The organism is Archangium violaceum Cb vi76, assembly GCF_000733295.1.
GTDB lineage: Bacteria > Myxococcota > Myxococcia > Myxococcales > Myxococcaceae > Archangium > Archangium violaceum.
Genome location: NZ_JPMI01000085.1, coordinates 1 through 17,141, shown reverse-complemented (window position 1 = coordinate 17,141; position 17,141 = coordinate 1). Strand labels below are relative to the sequence as shown.

Annotated in this window: 11 protein-coding genes and 2 pseudogenes; 7 read left to right on the top strand and 6 right to left on the bottom strand. The window is 66.5% G+C overall.

Features of this window, described 5'->3' with window-relative positions:
- On the bottom strand, positions 1-1,396 hold a 1,396-nt coding region (locus tag Q664_RS14015), incomplete at its 3' end, for an N-acetylmuramoyl-L-alanine amidase (RefSeq protein ID WP_052518072.1).
- Positions 1,397-1,541: 145 nt separating this feature from the next.
- Between Q664_RS14015 and Q664_RS14010 the strand changes: the two genes are divergently transcribed.
- On the top strand, positions 1,542-4,622 hold the full coding sequence (locus Q664_RS14010) for a tetratricopeptide repeat protein (protein WP_043394613.1): 3,081 nt from the start codon (positions 1,542-1,544) through the stop codon (positions 4,620-4,622).
- The gene (locus tag Q664_RS14005; RefSeq protein WP_043394612.1) at positions 4,619-5,500 is read left to right on the top strand and encodes a sigma-70 family RNA polymerase sigma factor; all 882 of its coding nucleotides are present in this window, start codon (positions 4,619-4,621) and stop codon (positions 5,498-5,500) included. The genes Q664_RS14010 and Q664_RS14005 overlap by 4 nt, the downstream gene beginning before the upstream one ends.
- Positions 5,501-5,798: 298 nt before the next feature.
- On the opposite strand, the pseudogene Q664_RS14000 reads toward Q664_RS14005, so the two are convergent.
- Positions 5,799-5,960 (bottom strand): annotated as a pseudogene (locus tag Q664_RS14000) (transposase domain-containing protein); the annotation flags it as partial.
- Between the two features lie 18 nt (positions 5,961-5,978).
- On the bottom strand, positions 5,979-6,125 hold the full coding sequence (locus Q664_RS59030) for a hypothetical protein (RefSeq protein WP_160174403.1): 147 nt from the start codon (positions 6,123-6,125) through the stop codon (positions 5,979-5,981).
- A gap of 404 nt (positions 6,126-6,529) precedes the next feature.
- Here Q664_RS59030 and tnpA point away from each other — a divergent pair, with 404 nt between their 5' ends.
- From tnpA to tnpC, 3 genes are read left to right on the top strand one after another with little or no spacing between them, the layout of a single operon-like run.
- A complete protein-coding gene (gene tnpA, locus Q664_RS13995; protein WP_043394611.1) occupies positions 6,530-6,919 on the top strand; it encodes an IS66 family insertion sequence element accessory protein TnpA in 390 nt (129 codons plus the stop codon).
- Complete coding sequence (gene tnpB, locus Q664_RS13990) at positions 6,913-7,257, top strand: IS66 family insertion sequence element accessory protein TnpB (protein ID WP_043394609.1); 345 nt, start codon at positions 6,913-6,915, stop codon at positions 7,255-7,257. The genes tnpA and tnpB overlap by 7 nt, the downstream gene beginning before the upstream one ends.
- A gap of 48 nt (positions 7,258-7,305) precedes the next feature.
- Positions 7,306-8,973 (top strand): IS66 family transposase, encoded by a 1,668-nt coding sequence (gene tnpC / locus Q664_RS13985; RefSeq protein WP_043394607.1) that lies wholly within the window; start codon positions 7,306-7,308, stop codon positions 8,971-8,973.
- 186 nt (positions 8,974-9,159) lie between these two features.
- Here the strand turns inward: tnpC and Q664_RS13980 are convergent, their stop codons facing one another.
- Positions 9,160-10,707, bottom strand: coding sequence for a hypothetical protein (locus tag Q664_RS13980; protein WP_152622091.1), 1,548 nt, complete (start codon positions 10,705-10,707; stop codon positions 9,160-9,162).
- A gap of 53 nt (positions 10,708-10,760) precedes the next feature.
- Entirely contained in the window at positions 10,761-13,988 is a 3,228-nt protein-coding gene (locus tag Q664_RS13975) for a LamG domain-containing protein (protein WP_043394603.1), read from the bottom strand.
- A gap of 303 nt (positions 13,989-14,291) precedes the next feature.
- Between Q664_RS13975 and Q664_RS63185 the strand changes: the two are divergent.
- Positions 14,292-14,399 (top strand): annotated as a pseudogene (locus Q664_RS63185) (HNH endonuclease); the annotation flags it as partial.
- A gap of 22 nt (positions 14,400-14,421) precedes the next feature.
- Entirely contained in the window at positions 14,422-14,859 is a 438-nt protein-coding gene (locus Q664_RS59025) for an SMI1/KNR4 family protein (RefSeq protein WP_043394601.1), read from the top strand.
- 35 nt (positions 14,860-14,894) lie between these two features.
- On the opposite strand, the gene Q664_RS13965 is transcribed toward Q664_RS59025, so the two are convergent.
- Entirely contained in the window at positions 14,895-17,057 is a 2,163-nt protein-coding gene (locus Q664_RS13965; RefSeq protein ID WP_043394599.1) for a carboxypeptidase-like regulatory domain-containing protein, read from the bottom strand.
- Between the last annotated feature and the right edge of the window lie 84 nt (positions 17,058-17,141).

The following is a 17,141-nucleotide window of genomic DNA, read 5'->3' as shown; positions in this document are numbered from 1 at the left end:
AGCCCACGGCGCTGCGCTCCCAGCCCAGCTGCTCCCACTTGATGCGGATCTGCCCCATCACCACGTGGGCGCCCAGCGTGGGCGTCCAGTAGATGCTGCCGCGCTCGAAGTGGTTGAAGCGCCCCACCCCATCCGGCGTCGCCAGCTCACCGGCCTGGCACTTGCCCAGCAACACGGGCCCGTTCACCGCGTCGTACTTCGCCTTGATGTCCCCCATGATCACGCACGCCGCGCCGCAGTGGGCGTTGGCGCGGTTGAGGTAGTCCGCCCAGGGCCAGTTCGCGCCGGGATCCGTGCGGTTGTACGGCTGGAGCTGCCCATGGCCCACCACGTGGTAGCGGTCCCGGGGAACCCCATTGTCACGCGTGATGTCGCACAGCAGCCGGGCCGAAGCGTCGATCTGCCCCACCGGCCAGTTCACCGTCGACGCATACCCACCGTGCTCGATACCGATGGTGAAATCGTTGGAGCTCCTCCCGTTCAGCCCGCACTCCTGGCCGCTGTTGTTGCTGCACTGGTAGGTGGCGCCGATGTGCCAGGCCCGGCTCCCATCCCGGACGAGCTGGCTGATCTCCCCGCCGTCCTCGCGCACCACGTAGTGCGCGCTCACTCCCGAGCTGGTGTTGGTCAACCAGCTCCAGCAACCCGAGTAGCCGCTCTCACAGGTGTGGATGATCACCATCCTCACGCCCACGGGCCGGGCGTTGAAGTTGGGCGAGGGCCTCCACACGGCTGGCGCGTAGTCCGGACCGGCGAGCGCCTGGGTCTGCTGCCCCAGCTCATCCGTCCTCAGCTCCTCCACCTTCAGGCCCTGTCCACTCGCGGCCCACTCCTTCGAGAGCGTGCCCATCCCCAGACGGGCCACCCGGAAGACCTCGTTGTTCACGAAGCTGCGACGGCCCTCCTCACTCTCGATGCCGGACACCTCGGCCACCGCCGGGGCCCACTTCGCCGCCTGCGTCCGATCGATCTTCAGCGCCTCCGCGCGGTGGGACAGCAGCGCCGCCGCCGCCCGGACGTTGGAACGCGCGTCCTTCTTGACCTGCTCCACCGTGACGCCGGCCAGCTTCGCGCCCTCCTCGAGCCCCGCCCCCGAGAGCGCCATCAGTCCGTAGACCACCGGGCGCCCCTCGAACTCCTCGGCCCCCTCCACCATCTGGTAGCGCGTCTGGACGAACGAGATGGACTTGAGGAGCGCGGGCGGCACGTCGAACTCCTCGCCCGCCTCCCGGAAGAGCGCGTCGAAGGACTCGTCCTCGCGCGCGGAGGCCTCGCCCTCCTTCACGTCCACCACGGTGGGGGCCGTGGGGACCTGCTGCTGCTGCTCATTCGTGCCGCACGCCTGGGTCAGTGCCAGCGAGGCCGCGAGCACCACGATTCCTGACTTGTTCTTCATGGATTCCTCCGGACTTCGTCACTCGCATGGGTGGAGAGCGCGAGCCGGGCGGCGTCCAAAGAATCGACCGCGAAAACCCCGGAAAGCTTCTAAAATTGCCATAGTGTGAGGAATTTCAAGGGGTTCGGGTTATCCTTCGAGAAGGATGGAATGCCCGAACGAGACAACGCTGAGCGATTTCCTCTCGGGATTTCTCTCCGACGAGCGCCGGGCCGAGGTCCGGGAGCACATCCTGTGTTGTCCCGAGTGCGAGCGTGTCCTGGCGGCGGGACAGAGCTCGGGGCCGGCCGGCCCGGCCGTGGAGGAGGAGGCGCCGCTCGCGCGCAACAGCACCATCGGGCGCTATGTGGTGCTCGCGTTGCTGGGCCAGGGGGCCATGGGCGTCGTGTACGCCGCGTATGACCCCGAGCTGGACCGGCAGATCGCCCTCAAGTTGTTGCGTGCCCGGGGCCAGGAAGCCCACGAGCTGAAGCAGCGGCTGCTGCGGGAAGCCCAGTCACTGGCCCGCCTCTCGCATACGAACGTGGTCGCCATCTATGACGTGGGCACCTGCGAGGAGGGCGTCTTCCTCGCGCTGGAGTTGGTGGAGGGAGCCACGCTGGCCGGGTGGCTCGAGCGGCCCCACACGTGGCGGGAGGTGCTCCGCGTCTTCCTGGAGGCGGGTCAGGGGCTGGCGGCCGCGCATGCCGCGGGACTCGTCCACCGGGATGTGAAGCCCAGCAACATCCTGGTGGGAAACGATGGCCGGGCCCGCATCACGGACTTCGGCCTGGCCGGGCCCCCCAACCGCAACGGCAAGGCGGTCTCCCCCGCCTCAGAAGACACGGCGGCGGAGGACGTGTCGACGGGCGCGTTGACCCGCACGGGTGCCCTGGTCGGAACCCCGGCCTACATGGCTCCCGAGCAGCTCCAGGGACAGCGGGCCGATGCCCTCAGCGACCAGTTCTGCTTCTGCGTGGCCCTCTACGAGGCCCTCTTCGGGGTACGCCCCTTCGCGGGCCACGACCCGGAGGAGCGGCTCCGCGCCATGCGGGAAGGACGGGTCCAACCTCCGTCCACCCGGAGCCCGGTTCCCGCGAAGGTGCGGCGCGCCATCCTCAAGGGCCTGAGCTACGACCCGGCGGACCGTCACGCGTCGATGGAGGCGCTGCTGTCCGCCCTCCAACCGCGCTCGCGGCACACGCTGCCCTGGGTCGCGGCGGCGCTCACCGTCCCGCTCCTCTTCGTCCTGGTGAATGGCACCCTCACCCGGCGCCGCGAGGTGCAATGCCAGCGAGAGGTGGACCGGCTCGCCGAGGCATGGAGCCCCGAGCACCACGAACGCGTCAGGGCGGCCCTCCTGGGCACGCGCAAGCCGTACGCGGCGGATGTCTGGGAGAAGGTCTCCACGGCGCTCGATGCCCACGTCACGCAATGGCGCACGCTCCGGATGGAGGCCTGCCTCGCGGCCGAGGCCGGAGAGAATCCCTCCGCCTGGCAGACGACCACCTGTCTCGACACCCGGATGTGGCAGCTGTCGGCCACCGTGGAGACGCTCGAGAGAGCGGACGAGCAGATCCTGGAGAAGGCCTCCCAGATGGTGGGGGCGCTCGAGGGGCTGACGGTGTGCCGGGATGCACCGGCGCTCTCGGCCCGTCCCCAGCCGCCGGATGCCCTCCGCCCGCGCGTGGACGCGGCCCGGCGCCGGCTCGCGGAGGTTCGAGTCCAGCTCGAGGCGGGCAGACATCCCGAGGCACTCGCCACCACCGCCGCGCTGCTCGAGGAGGTCCGGACGCTCGATTTCCGGCCCCTGGAGGCCGAGGTGCTCCTCGAGCATGGGCATCTCCACGGGCTCACCGGCAAACACAAGGAGGCCGAGGAGATCCTCTACCGGGCCCTCTGGGCGGCGGAGGCCAGCCGGGATGACGAGGTGGTCGTGCGGACCTGGAGCGTGCTGGTCTGGCTCGTCGGGGAGCAGCTCGCGCGCGCCGACGAGGTGGACCGCCTGGCGAAGCATGCCCGGGCGGCGCTGGAGCGGCTGGGAAGTGAGCGCGCGCCCACCATCACCACCGAGCTGCACCTGCGGCTGGGCGGCATGCTGGTGGTACAGGGGCGGCTGGAGGACGCGGAGCGGGAGCTCACCCAGGGCCTGGAGCTGGCCCGCGGGCTCCAGGGGCCCGACAGCCTGCTCGCCGTGCGCTTCCTGGCCCAGATGGGACGCATCCGCTCGCAGCAGATCCGCAACGCGGAAGCCCTGGAGTTGTTCCGCGAGGCGCAACAGGTCCGCGAGCGCCTGTTGGGACCGGATCATCCCGGCCTCGCGGTGTACCTGAGCAACACGGCCGTGGCGTTGATCAACCTGGGACGCCGCGAGGAGGCGATCGAGGCCTGGCGCCGCTCACTCCGGCTCCAGGAAGTGGCCCACACGCCGGATCACCCGAGCCTCGCCGGTCCGCTCAACAACCTCGGCGTCGCCCTGCGGAAGGAGGGCCGGCTGGAGGAGTCGCGCGGGTACCTGGATCGGGCGCTCGCCATCATGGAGCGGAGCAAGGGCAAGGACCACCCCGATACCATGCTCGTGCTGTGTGCCCTGGGCCAGTGGTCCATGGATGCCCAGCGAACGGAGGAGGCACTGGAGTGGTTCGAGCGTGCACTGAAGAGCGTCCAGACCGCGCTCGGCCCCCAGACGCCGCGCGCCGCCCTGCCCCTGGCCTACCGGGGGCTGCTCCACTTGCGAGCCAACCGCCTGCGTGAAGCCCGGAGTGATCTGCTGCGTTCCCTCGAGCTGTCCGAACAGGTGAGGGGCAAGAAGGGCGCTTCGGGCAGCTCGACGATCCGGGTCCTGTCCGAGGTGGAGCTCGCCAGTGGAAATCCGAAGCTGGCGCTCGAGTACTGCCTGAAGTCGCAGGCGCTCGATGAGGCGGCGCAGGGGCCCGCGGCGCCCGACGTCGCGCTCGGCCTCATCTGTCAGGCGGAGGTGCTGCTGACGTCGGGAGAACCCCGGCGGGCCGTCCCCCTGATCGAACGGGCGCGGGACATCCACCGGCAGGCGCCGAGGGACCGGAGCGATTCGGCGTGGGCCACCTTCATGTTGGCCCGGGCGCTCGCCGAGCAGAATCCTCCCGAGGCCGGACGCGCCAACGCGCTGGCCCAGGAGGCCCGGGTGGAGCTGGAGGCGCTGGGAGCGCGGGGTCACCGGAAGCTGAAGGCGCTCTCCGACTGGCAGCGGCAGCGAGGAACACCATGAGCGACGAACAAGGTGGGATGAGTCTCTCGGCATTCCTGACGCCCGCGCTGCGCACCCGGCTGGAGCGGGTGGACGGCCTGGAGACCCTGCTGCGCGGGCACCTGGACGCGGGGCGGGCGGCATGGCCATCCGTCGTGCTCGCCCCCGAGCGTTTCATCCCGTACCTGGCGCTCCAGGTGCCGGACGAGGACGCGGCCCTGTGGCTCCCCCGGTTGCACGGTGGGGATCTCTACCTGGCGCGAGCGTGTCTGGATGGAGCCCCCGAGGCACTCCGCACCTTCGATCAACAGGTGCTGCGCAAGGTCCCCGCCCGGCTGGGGCCTGGCGCGGCGGCGCAGGCGGACGAGCTCCTCCAGATTTTGCGCGAGCGGCTGCTCGTGGGCCGGGGTGATGAACAGCCCAAGCTCGCGCTCTACTCCGGCCGGGGCCCCTTGCTGTCCTGGGTGCGTATCGCCGCCGAGCGCATCCTGATCGCGCTGCACAAACGCGAAGGACACCAGGAGCGCTTCGAGGAGCTGCCCGAGGAGACGCTGAGCCGGATGTTGTGTCCGGAGGATCCGGAGCGCCTGGTGACGACCGAGGACGCCCGCCAGGCGCTGACGGAAGCGCTCCGGCGGGCCACCGCGGCGCTCGCCGAGCAGGAGCGCAGCCTGCTGCGACTGCACCACGTGCATGGCTTCACCATGGACCGGCTCGCCCGGATGTTCGGAGAGCCGCGCTCCAGCATCGCGTACCGGGTGACCCGTGCACGCGAGCGCCTGCTCCGGCTCATCCGGGCGGAGCTCACGTGCAGGCTGGGCCTGGGGGAAGCGGAGCTGGAGAGCTTCCTGGGACTGATCCGCAGCAAATGGGACGTCAGCCTCCACCGCTGGATGTAGCCTTCTGGAACTCCGGCTCGGTCGGCTCGGATTGCTGACTGATGGGCCGGAACTTCAAGCTCGTAGCGGGCTGAAGGCATACACGGGTAGTCGGTGATGCGCCTCGACAGAAGCGCACTCTCCGGTAATGCTATGCTCTGTCCATGCCGAGCCAGAGAGAGCACGGGGAGTCATCACGGCCTCACCTTGCGAATCAGCCACGATGGGGGCTGCGCAGTAAGCATCCGGTCGAGCCCATGGTGTCGGCCACCGAGGAGCGTGGCACGGTGGCCGAGTGATGGACGGCACGTCGACAAGCCTATCGCTGCTGAGCCTGCTGCTGGGCCCACGACTCGGGGAGGAGCTCCGCGAGGCGGGAGGATGGGAAGCGGGTATCGCCGAGCTTGGGCAGCACGTCGCGGAAGTAGGCCCACGGGTCCATGCCCAGCCGGTAGCAGCTGAGGACGAGGGAGTAGACTGCAAGTTACCCGTCCCCGCCTCATTCGGCGTTTGGTGCTAGCGCCACCAGCTTGGAGGTGGGCTCCAGCCGCATGGCCTGCTCGAACTCGGCCTGGCTCACCAGTAAGGGCCCACTCCGAGGCAGGGGGGGAAGCAACACCTGCTGGCCGCCCGTCTCGAGTACCACCCGCGCGAGCCCTTCCTCGGATTCGCAGACATCAGCCCCTCTATGGGCGGGTACGCTACTGCGCGGCAGGCCGCCATCCGTCACGCAGGCCCCAGCGAGCAGCAGCCCCAACATCCAGATGCGCAGCGTAAGGCGGCTGGAGGAAATAACTTTTCCCTTTCAGGAAGCCACACAACCCATCGTGATGTGATGGCCTTGGGCTACCTGGGAAGAGCTTGCAGCTTCATATGCATGCTCTGGATGACTCTTCGTAATGCGTGTCCTTGTCCATCCGCCTTCCTCGCCACTGCCAAGTTCCATTGGAGCAGAAACTGAAAGGGAAAAGTTATTTCCTCCTGCCTCCTAAGCCTCCGGTCCAGCCCATGTAGTGCCGGTGCTCGAGGGGCCACAGAGTGCGCGGCGCGATGACGACGAACACAGAGACGACGAAGGCGGAGCCAGCGTGGTTGGTAGCGGCGAGGCAGCCGCGGTGGACACCGGAGGTAGCAGCGCAGGTGGTGCGAGCGTGGGAGGAGGAAGGAGGCACGCAGTCGGCCTTCATGCGCAAGCACGGGTTGCCGAGAGAGAGGCTGCGCTTCTGGACGCGCAGGCGTGAAGGGAAGGAGGGTGCGCGCGCGGCCATGGCCTTCGTGCCCGTGGAGATGGCGCCGGCCGGGCGGAGCGAGGCGAGGCGGGAGCAGGGAGAGGCGGTGCAGGTAGAGGTGAACGGGGTGCGGGTGCGAGTGGAGGCGGGAGCCAGCCAGGAGTTGGTGGCGCGGGTGCTGAAAGCGGTGAAGGAGGTGCAGGGGTGCTGAAGCTACCGGAGGGGGTGAGAATCTGGGTGGCGACGGCGCCGTGCGACATGCGCAAGCAGGCCGACGGGCTGAGCGCGCTGGTGGAGAGCAGCCTTGGGCAGCAGCCGAAGTCGGGCCACCTGTTCGTCTTCTTCTCCAGGAGAAAGGACTTCGTGCGCATTCTCTTCTGGGACGCCAACGGGTACTGCACGGTGAGCAAGAGACTGGAGGCGGGGCGTTTCCGGGCGCCGGTGCCCGTGGAGGGCCAGGCCGCGGTACACCTGGACGTACGGCAGCTCTCGGAGTTGCTGTCGCTGGTGGAGGCAGGCAGCGCGGCGCGGCGACGCGAGGTGCATTGAGTCCGGGCTTGCGCGCCCGGCATGACTTCGTGCATAGGCGTGGCGCGCATGACTTCTGCCGTCACCGTCGAAGAAGAGAAGGGTCAACAGGAACAAGCCCAGCCGCCCGCCGTCGAGGGCAAGGACTTGGAGGCGGTGCGCGCCTACATGCTGCAACTGCTGGAGGAGGGCCGTGGCGAGCAGGCCATTGAGATGTTGTTGGACCTGTTGGGTCAGCTGCGCGAGGAGCACAGCTCCACGGTGGTGCGACTCAAGCAGGCACTGCGGCAGCTGTATGGACGGCGCAGTGAGAAGACTCCCGCCAATCAGCTCCAACTGCTGCTGTCCTTGCTCACCTGGCAGCAGTCCGCCGAGCCAGAGGCCGTGCCCGCCACCGCCGGCGGCGCACAGGCAGCCGCCCCGGTGGCCCCGCCGGCCGACGCACCGAGGAAGACACCCAAGCGCCCGCCCGTACGCGGCGCCCAGGCCCTGCCCGCGCACCTGGAGAGGCGCGAGGTGCTGGTGCAGCCAGAGGCCGAGGAGTGCCTGTGCCCGGGGTTCGGTGAGCCGCGCACGCCCATGGGCGAGGAGGTGAGCCAACGGCTGGAGTTGGAGCCGGCGCGCTTCTTCGTGCGAGTGGAGAAGCGCCCGAAGCTCGGGTGCCAACGTTGCAAGGAGGGGGTGGCCGCCGCGCCCGCGGGGGAGACGCCACTACCCGGGGCGCTGCCTGGCCCGGGGCTGCTGGCGCAGCTACTGGTGGGCAAGTACCGCGACGGGCTGCCCCTGCACCGCCAGCAGGCCATTTTCGACAAACGCCACGGGGTGAGGCTGCCCGCCTCCACCCTGGGTGACTGGGTGGCGGGCGCCAGTGACTTGCTGCCACCCGTGGTGGAGCTGCTCAAGCAGCGCACGCTGGCCGACGCCTTGCTGCACACCGACGACACGGGGGTGCGCGTGCTGGACAGGGACGACGCCCGCGGAATCAAGCGCGGACACCTCTGGCCGTACGTGGGCCAGGGCGGCAACGTCTTCGTGGAGTACACCCCTGACTGGAGTGGCACGGGCCCCCAAGGGGTGCTGGCCGACTTCCGGGGCTACCTGGTGGTGGATGGCTACAAGGGCTACCAGGCCCTCTTCGGCCCCACCTCTCCACGCATTGAGGTGGGCTGTTGGATGCACGCCCGGCGCGGCTTCGAGCGCGCTTACGTGGCCGGCGACGCTCGCGGCGGCACGGTGCTCATGCTCGTGCAGAAGCTGTACGCTGTGGAGCGGCAGGCCCAGCAGGAGGGGCTCTCCCCCGAGGCGCGCCTTGCCCTGCGCCTTTCGCACAGCCTGCCCGTCTACGAGGAGCTCTTCGGCTTGCTGGAGCAGTGGGCCCCGCATGTGCCCGCCAAGACTCCCCTGGGCAAGGCCATTGCCTACGCGCGCAACCGCTACGTCCCCCTGGGCCGCTTCCTCGAGGATGGACGCGTGCCGGTGGACAATGGCGAGGTGGAGCGCCTCATCAAGCTCATTGTCCTCGGACGCAAGAACTGGCTCTTCCTGGGCAGCGACGCGGCCGGCCACCGTGCCGCCAACGTCTACTCCCTCGTCCTCAGCTGCTACCAGCTGGGCATGGACCCGTGGGCCTACTTCCGCGACGTGTTGCCCAAGCTCGGCGACACCCGCTTCCCCGCCTCCCGACTCGCGCAGCTCCTCCCCGAGTCGTGGGCCCAGCAGCAGGCTCAACAGCGATAGGCTTGTCGACGCGCCGTCCATCTCGCGGCCACCGTGCCACGCTCCTCGCTGGCCGACACCATGGGCTGGATCGGAGGCTTACGTCGGACAGGCTCGTAGTACCGACGAAACCGCCGAACAAAGCTCCCGCCCTCCTCCTCTTCAAAACCTCTCTCTCTGACTTTGGATCGATCCTGCCGCCGACGCTCACGGCACGATCAAGGTGCACTCTCCGAGCTGAATCAAGAACTGCATGGACCGTTGCGGGCCGAGCGTCTCATGCACCTGTGCTACCTCAACGAGCCGTCCAACGGAGCGGTGGAGCGCGTCGTTCGATGTCGGCACCTGATAATATTTGAACGAAAATCTCGTCCCGGGAGGGAACGCGCCAGACGGAGAAGTCAGCGTCACCACGAGCGAGCCGGTAAAGTTGCCGATGACCCAGTTCTGGAATCCCGTGATCTGGTTGCCCTGCGGATCCGGTGCAGGTAGAGACCCGCTCCACTCAATGCGATTGGTCGCGTCAGTGCATTGCACGCAGAGGTTTGTGCCGGTCGGACACCCTTGCGCAGTAAACGTGAAGTAGAAGTACGCCCCTCCAGGGTTGATGTTGCCGAACTGGAAGGCTCGAACGATCTGGGTTTGCCCGTTCGGTACCACCGTCAGGTTGCGCCACGCAACGGCAGGCGTGTTCTGAACCCACTGCGCGAATGCGGCGTTGGACGGGAAGGATTTTGGAACGACCACCGGATGGGTTGGCGTCTGGATTACGCTGATGAAGCAATAGTGGTCATTTGATATCTGGGGTAGGCCCGTCAGCAAGAAGGCTGGGTTCGTCAGCGCCAGCGCCCCCGAAGCGATCATCCTGCTCGCATTGGAGTCGACGAGCGGCACGGAACCCTCCCCGCTCGGTGTCATGACCGGGATCCACGTCGAAGGCAGGAGGAAGACGGATGCCTTCGAGTAATACAGGTTGACGGTCCCGGAGGAGGCGTTCGCACCCGCATTTTTCGCGCGGACGTAGATGTTGTTCACTCCGCTGTTCACGATCGGTTTTCCGAGATCGGGGCCTTCGTAGGAGGTCTGGACGAGCGGCCAAGTCAACGTGCCGCTCTGGAGCGGAATGATGTCCGGCGACATGCTCGGATTGCCGAGCGAAGGTACGACTCCACTGTCCCCGAAATTGTCACGCGAGTAGAGATCGTTGTACGGGGCTCCGCCGACGTTCAGCGCGTATCTTATTCCAGGGGAACTATGCAAGAGAGAGACGCCCATCTTCTCGGCAATCTGCTCGTCTATCGTGGCGGCCACCTCCGGAATGTGGACAGGCGTAGAGCCGACGCTCCGGAGCCTCGCGAGTATGTTTCCGCGCACAAACAGGAGACTTGTGATTGGATTGCCGTGGCTGCAGTAGCCGACCTCTCCGATCGACAAGGCCCTCTCCTCACAGGAGGGAACCCAAGGTGCCGATATCTGCCTGAGTTCGTCGATCAAGCCCTGCCGAGCATCCTCGGCGCTCGCATACCTCAAGATGTCGACGAGGACGCGCACGCCTGGATCGACGGCGCTCACGTAGCGCTCACGGACACCGTTCGGCTCGTGGTGATCTCTCCCCTCCAGCACCAGCGCGTGACGATCGCCAATGTCCGGTAGAAACGATGTCACGAGGCCGCCTCCAGCCACGTTCGCTGGGGGCCACTCCTCTGGCCGGTAGCGCTCACTCACGTTCATCAAATCCGGGTTCTTGGTTGTCATATTTCCTTCATTCCTGGCTAGGCGCCAATCTCTAAGCCTCTCGCCGCGCCGACTCAGCGCACGGGCCGCCGGCCGCCGGCCGCATAATTCCAAGGCCCTTTCGGATTCGTCTTGCCGATGCCGTCAGCGCTGTTTGCCGACAAACGCTCGCGGTAACTGGTGTCGGTGAACGGCGTGGCGATTGGCAAGTCGGGTGTGAACTCTTTGGTAGTAGTAAATGGCCAAGCGAGCGGCAGTTCGGCCGTGTGAGGGCCCGTGCCCCACGGGTCGGGGCCGACATCCAAATGGAGACAGGCGTCATACAGGTTGTCTTTATACGAGCCCGCCCCGGTCCATGCGACTTCGTGGTAAGCGAATCCATATCCAAAAGGCACCACCCATGTCGTGGTACCGATCGCGAGGATCTGATTGCACCTGAACTTTTCTCCCATGGTGGACGCAAAAACATTGCATCCCAGGATGTTCGAGAACGTGGTCACAATGCTCGCGCAGTCCGTGCAGTTAACTTGTCCCCCCGCGCCGCCCATATGGCCGAGGTACTTGAGGAACTGTGTGCACAGGAAGTTCTGGGGCCGGGCATTGTCGGTGTACACGCTGGCGCCTTGAGCCGTGTCGTACGTGAGGTCGATTCCGCCGTTAACTTTTTCGGTGACGGCCCGGACGGCGGCGTCAGCGGTGGCCGCGCCAGCGGCCCAGGTACAGGAATGGTCGAGGACATCCGTCCACGGAAGCTGGTTGTTCTGGGTATCCGCACCCTGCATCCAGGGCAGGGTGGGGACGTCGAGGAGCACGTAGATTCGATGCGTGGTGCTCGTGATCGTCGTCCACTCTGCTGCTCCGACTTGGTACTGCCATGTCCATGAGATGTCCTGAAGTGCGATGCCACTGGCAGCGAGCGCATGATTGGGCAGTTGCAAGGTCAAGGTGGCATCTCCGCCCGGGTCGAACTTGACGGTGGTCGGCTCAACGGCGCCCAGAATTCCCCCGCCGAGCGCCTGGATCCGCACCGTCTGTCCTGTCGTTTCCGAGATGTGGAATCTCGCCTGGAGCGTGACGACTTTGCCGGCCACGCGTGTGATCGCAAAGGCGGCCGGGGCTGAGGACGCGACCGTCTTGCCTTTGGTCCACTCCGGTGCGGTGATTGGCGTGTCAAAATTCTTCCGGATTGGCAGCGCGTCGATGGTGCTGGTCGGATCGTGGTGGAACGAGAGGGACGCCAAATCCACGGTTGGGAGCGGATCACATGAGGAGGGGCGGCGGGCGTAGGCCATGATGAACGTCGCGGCCGTGGCCGCGAGCGAGGAAATCACCGCAGCCGATCCGACTCCAGATGCTACCAAGATCATGCGGGCCGCGACGCGCACCAAGGTCCAGAAGCCCACGTCGATCACGAGCAGAATGAGCGGCCGGAGGAACCCGGCCTGCCAGAGCAAGCCCAGGATCGAGAAAATCAGCGCCGCACGCATGCCGTTCCCTGCGGCCATGAGCGCCGCGATTGGCGCGTTCTGGAGGACTTGGCGGATATATGCGATGGCCTTGTCCGTCAACTTTGCGCCCACTCCTGTGAACGCGTCGAGGGCGCCGGCAACGATGATGAACACGAGGTGGATCTTCCAGAGCAAACAATCCGGGATTGAGTCTTCGGGAGCGCGAAAAGCCACATAGCTTCCCCGCGGCGTGTGGCACACGAGCAGTTGCTCTCCAAGGTGCCGGTGGCGGGTTACCCAGAGAGGCATTCGCTCCGGAGCGTCGGCGATCTTCTCAAGCACCTTCGCCCAAGCGTCACGCACTCTCGACTGGTCCCGTGGATCGGAAAATGCGGCCACATCTGCTTCCATGGCCGCCCGAAGATCTGCCTCGTGGATTTTCCAGAGTGAGCCAAAGTCCACGCTCGCCCGGAGCTCCTCCAGAGTCTCGATGTCCAGGCATGGGGCCGGAAATGGTGCTTCGTCTCGCAGTGTAATCGTGCTCGCGCTCGCAGGGCCGAGATGGCCCGACAGCACCGCGCCCTCGGCGAGCCCGATCGGGTGACCGTTGGCCTGGTTGCGCGCTGGCGAAGACGTGAAGTTGTACGCTCCCACAAGGGTCGGATCGTTCACGTCCGGCAGGTCGGTTAAGTTCTCCAGGATCTCCGTGGCCAGGAGCGCGCGCGTGTATACGTCCACCTCTCGAATGAAGCCCTGGAAGGTCGTTGCGCCGACCGGAATCCCCTGTGCCAGCGCCGCGCCAATCAACAGATCGCTCTGGGGGCGATAGAGGGGAATTGGGCCGCAGTCCATCGAAGCGTCGGGCAACCCCTGAAGAAAAATCGAAAGCTTTGCGCCGTCAAATGTCGTCGCGACGTTGGTCCATGAGCCGATCTGCACGACACCCTTGGAGGTCAGAGTCTGCGAAGATTCGTTGTTTGAACCGCGCTGCGAGACGACCCGGTATCCCGACACCGTTGCATCGTACTCCAGAAGAAGAGCAATACCGGTATTGCTCTGCAGATCGCTGTTGACGAAGATGGCTTGCCTGGAGTTCGTCGACGTGGCGACGAGCACCCATGCCTGCACTGTGTAAGGGTCGACCTGAGCGCCACCCGGATTGATCGCCCTGTCCCCAAATGGTCGTGCGAATCCGCTGGTGCCGAGGGACAGCGCAGGAGATACCTTGATCATCTGCGCGGCGTTCTGCAGACTGATAGGATTCGCGCGCGGTCCGTGGTCCACGGGGGGAACAACGCTGAAATCAAAGTCGGCCACGAGCGTTCCGGCTGAAGGCGTCCCGAACATGTTCGCAAGTACCACCTCTGCCGTGAGCGGCGTGCTGTAGACGCGGACCCGTCGGACCAGCCCTTGAATCTGCGACCCGATGAGGATTGCGCTCGATGAGGTCTGCCCCTTGCCCGAAAAGCTCGCTACCGTGTTGAACGCGCCGTCCAAGTATAGCCGCAGCGTAGAGCCGTCGAACGTGACACAGATGTAATGCCAAGAGTTGTCCTTGAGGACGCCCTGGTTCGCGTCGGACACCACTTCGCCGAGACCATTGAACTGAAATACCACGGAGTTGCCCATGCTCCCGAACACGAACGCCCCGTCCTTGGAGAGTGCAGATGCCAGCGGCGGTAACCCGTTGAACCGGATCCATGCATCGATGGAGAACGGAGCCGACCCGTCCAGAGGGATGCCCAGGTCAGCGCTCGTGGCCGCGCTTGAGAGCGCATCGAGTTGCATGGCAATGTACGAACCGTCAGCGCGACTATCACGCACATCCATAGAACTCTGCCTGTCGATGGCCATGTGAGGATCACCGTAAGAAGAGGTGAGAAGTGAGCCGGGACAGAATAGGGAACGGCGTGCCGGGCGGCTGGGAATTCGGCGCAGATGTCAGCCTGCAGTCATTGGTCGGATATGTGCGCTCCTCGCAGTCCCCCTGCTGGGATTCCATCCTCCTCGGTAACACACCCTCCAGCATGCAGTGGCTACACCACGTCTTGTGTCACCCCGTCCAGTCCCACTAGCGCAGTCGGCTTCCTCGTGTCCACACCTCAACCCATCCAACCCCGTCCTCGCTCCGCATCAACAGCGTCGAGCTTCCGACTCCATCAGGATGTCGGGAGGATGCAGCTCATCACGCGAAGCGCCCACGGCCTGGCCATCCCCCACACGCGAGGTATGTCCATCTGGGGCGGTGGTTACAAGGCACCATGAGAAGAGAAAGGAGAGTTGGAGAATGAGCCTCCGCTGGCGGAGCTACTTGTGGAAGGAGCCCCACCCTGCCCTTCCAGGTGAAATCGAGCGGATTGAGACCACCTGGGGTGTCCGGCTACCCGGTGAATACAAGCGGCTGGTCTCGCTCTACCAAGGCATGACTCCTGTCCCCAACGCCTTCAATATCGGCAGGAACTCCAATGCGCTCAGCGTGCTGCTGACGGTGACAGAGCATCCAGAACACGAAACCTACTTCATCCAGCACAAATACGAAGTCTTCCAGCCCTACATTCCACCGCGGATCTACCCGTTCGGCGATACCCCCGGCGGCGAGCCGATCTGCTTCGATTACAGGGAGTCACTCGAGGAGCCCCGGATCGTGCTCGTCTCAACAGAGGCTCAGGTCTACCCCGTCGCCGACAGCTTTCAGGAATTCCTGGCGGGCCTATACGACGATTGAGACAGAGGGCATGGTGCACATCACGAGCATTGGTTTCAATCGTCCCATGCCTCGTCCTCCCTGAACTTCTCGTACCGGTCCCGGACAGGTCCTACCCGGACGAGCACGAGGCGCAACCACGAGTCTCCAGACCTGAGGCGCAGGGGACCCCGAGGCCCAACACCGTGCGAGGCGTCGAAGTCATAACCCGGCTCCCAGACGTGCAGGAGGAGCTCCTCGCCCGCGAGCTCCTTGAAAGTGAAACGGCCGTCCTGATCCGTGCTCACGCCCCGGAACGACCAGCCGCCTCCCACGTCCTCGAACGCCTGAGGCGCTCTCACGCGCAGACGGATTCCCGGAATGGGATTGCCGCGCGGATCCACCACCACTCCCGACACGGGCCTTCCCGTTGGGACGAGCAGCTTCAGCCGGGTCTCGCCCCCTCCGAGCGAGATGAGCTGAGAGGCGGCCCGGACGAGCGTGTTCTCGTCCAGCTCCGCGGCGAGCCGGTAGCGCCCCGCCTCGGGGGCCGAGAGCGCGAAGCGTCCCCAGGCATCCGTCTCGTCCCGGTCGAGCTGCTCGCGGAGCTTCCCGGAGCCCTCGGGCCAGAGCCCCACCGCGACACCAGGCATGGGCATGCCCGCCTCGTCCACCACCTCTCCCACCACGGAGGGAAAGCGCTCGGCGACGATGTGCTGGCTCGATGGGGCGCTCACCTCCACAGCGCGGTAGCGCACCCGCCTGCCCCCGATGTGGAGCATGTGGCGCCCGGGCTGGGGCGCGATGAGGGAGAAGCCTCCATCCGGTCCCGTCTGGACCTTGTCCCAGACCCCCTTCTCCCAGCCCTCGAGCGGCGCCAGCACCGCGTACTCGCCCTCGATGGGCCGCGCCTCCGTGTCCACCAGGACACCGTCGACGCGCATCCAGCGCGTCAGGGTGAAATCCACCGTGCTCTCCCCCGCCGGGAGGGTCCGCTCGGAGTGGTGGAGCTGGAAGTCCTTCCCCTTGGAGACCTCGAAGCGCACCGGGCCGGGCCACACCGGGCCGAGCCGGTAGCGCCCCTCCGCGTCCGTCTCCACCAGCAACAGCACGGAGCTGCGCTCCAGCTTCAGCTTCGTGGAGACATGCGCCCCCTCGATGGGCTGCCCCGACTCGTCGCGCACCACCCCGTGCACCTCGGCGGCTGGCGTGAGCTCGAGCGTGATGTCCGTACGCTCGAGCGTCTCCTCGAAGATGGGCACCTCCGCGCTGGCGGCATCCCCGGCGTGCGTGGCGAAGAGCTTCTGGAGCCCGGGCTTCAGGCCCTCGAGGAAGAAGCGCCCCCGCACGTCCGTGAAGGTGACGGTCTCGTCCCCGAAGGCGAGCGAGTGAGCCGTGGCCAGCACCTTCGCCCCCGCCACCGGAGCCCCCGCGCGCAGGACGAGGCCAGAGATCCGCCTCGGGCGATCCATGAAGAAGGTCTTGTCCGTCTTCGTCGAGTGGAGCGTCAGCCTGTCGGTCTTGCTCCTCAGGCCCTCCTTGGAGACGACGAAGGCGTACTCGCCAGGAGGGAACGGTCCGAGCTGGTACCGGCCGCTCGCATCCGTGAGCGTCTCGAAGAAGCGGCTCTCCGCATTGAAGATGGCGGTGACGAGCGCGCCCGGAACGGGCTCGAAGCCGTCATCGACGACCTTGCCCGACAGCCGCACGCCCGCGCCGAGCCGCAGCTCCACTCCCTCGTCCCCCGCGGCCACACCGTGCCGCAGGCCCGTGCCCTCGGCGCTCTCCACCCAGAGCGTGTACCGGCCCGCGTCCAGCTTCTCCAGCGTGAAGGTGCCATCCGCCCCCGTCGTGGCCCGGCCGAGCACGGGCACCTCGCCATGGCGCTGTGCCACCCACTCCGCCAGCTCCGCGCCCGAGGAACCAAAAGCGCAGTCGAGCACTGTCGCTCCGGGACGAAGACTCTCCTTGCACGGCAGCGTCGAGAGTGACTCCCCGCGCACCGGCGCCGACGCGAGCACCACCGCCCCCGCCACGGGACCTCGGGCCCCCAGCACGAGACCACGGATGTGCAGGCGTGGGTCCTCCAGAGCCGGGGGTGTCTCCTGGAACAGTCCCTGGAGCAGCGACGCGGAGCGGGGGCCGGACGCACGCGCGTGGGCCTCGGCTCCTCGTACGGGGGACCCGGGTTCTCCCCGGAGGACGAGCCACAGCGCCAACACGAGGCCCAACAGCAGCACGGAGAGGGAGGCTCCGTATATCCACCGGTTTTTCATCAACCTCTCGCTCCCAGGTGGGGTTCAGGACGGTGACGGGCACCCTCA

Coding starts and splice junctions, on each gene's coding strand:
- tnpC (WP_043394607.1), top strand. CDS start 7,306: ATGACTTCTGCCGTCACCGTCGAAGAAGAGAAGGGTCAACAGGAACAA.
- Q664_RS14010 (WP_043394613.1), top strand. CDS start 1,542: ATGGAATGCCCGAACGAGACAACGCTGAGCGATTTCCTCTCGGGATTT.
- Q664_RS13975 (WP_043394603.1), bottom strand. CDS start 13,988: ATGGCCATCGACAGGCAGAGTTCTATGGATGTGCGTGATAGTCGCGCT.
- tnpA (WP_043394611.1), top strand. CDS start 6,530: ATGACGACGAACACAGAGACGACGAAGGCGGAGCCAGCGTGGTTGGTA.
- Q664_RS13980 (WP_152622091.1), bottom strand. CDS start 10,707: ATGACAACCAAGAACCCGGATTTGATGAACGTGAGTGAGCGCTACCGG.
- Q664_RS59025 (WP_043394601.1), top strand. CDS start 14,422: ATGAGCCTCCGCTGGCGGAGCTACTTGTGGAAGGAGCCCCACCCTGCC.
- Q664_RS14005 (WP_043394612.1), top strand. CDS start 4,619: ATGAGCGACGAACAAGGTGGGATGAGTCTCTCGGCATTCCTGACGCCC.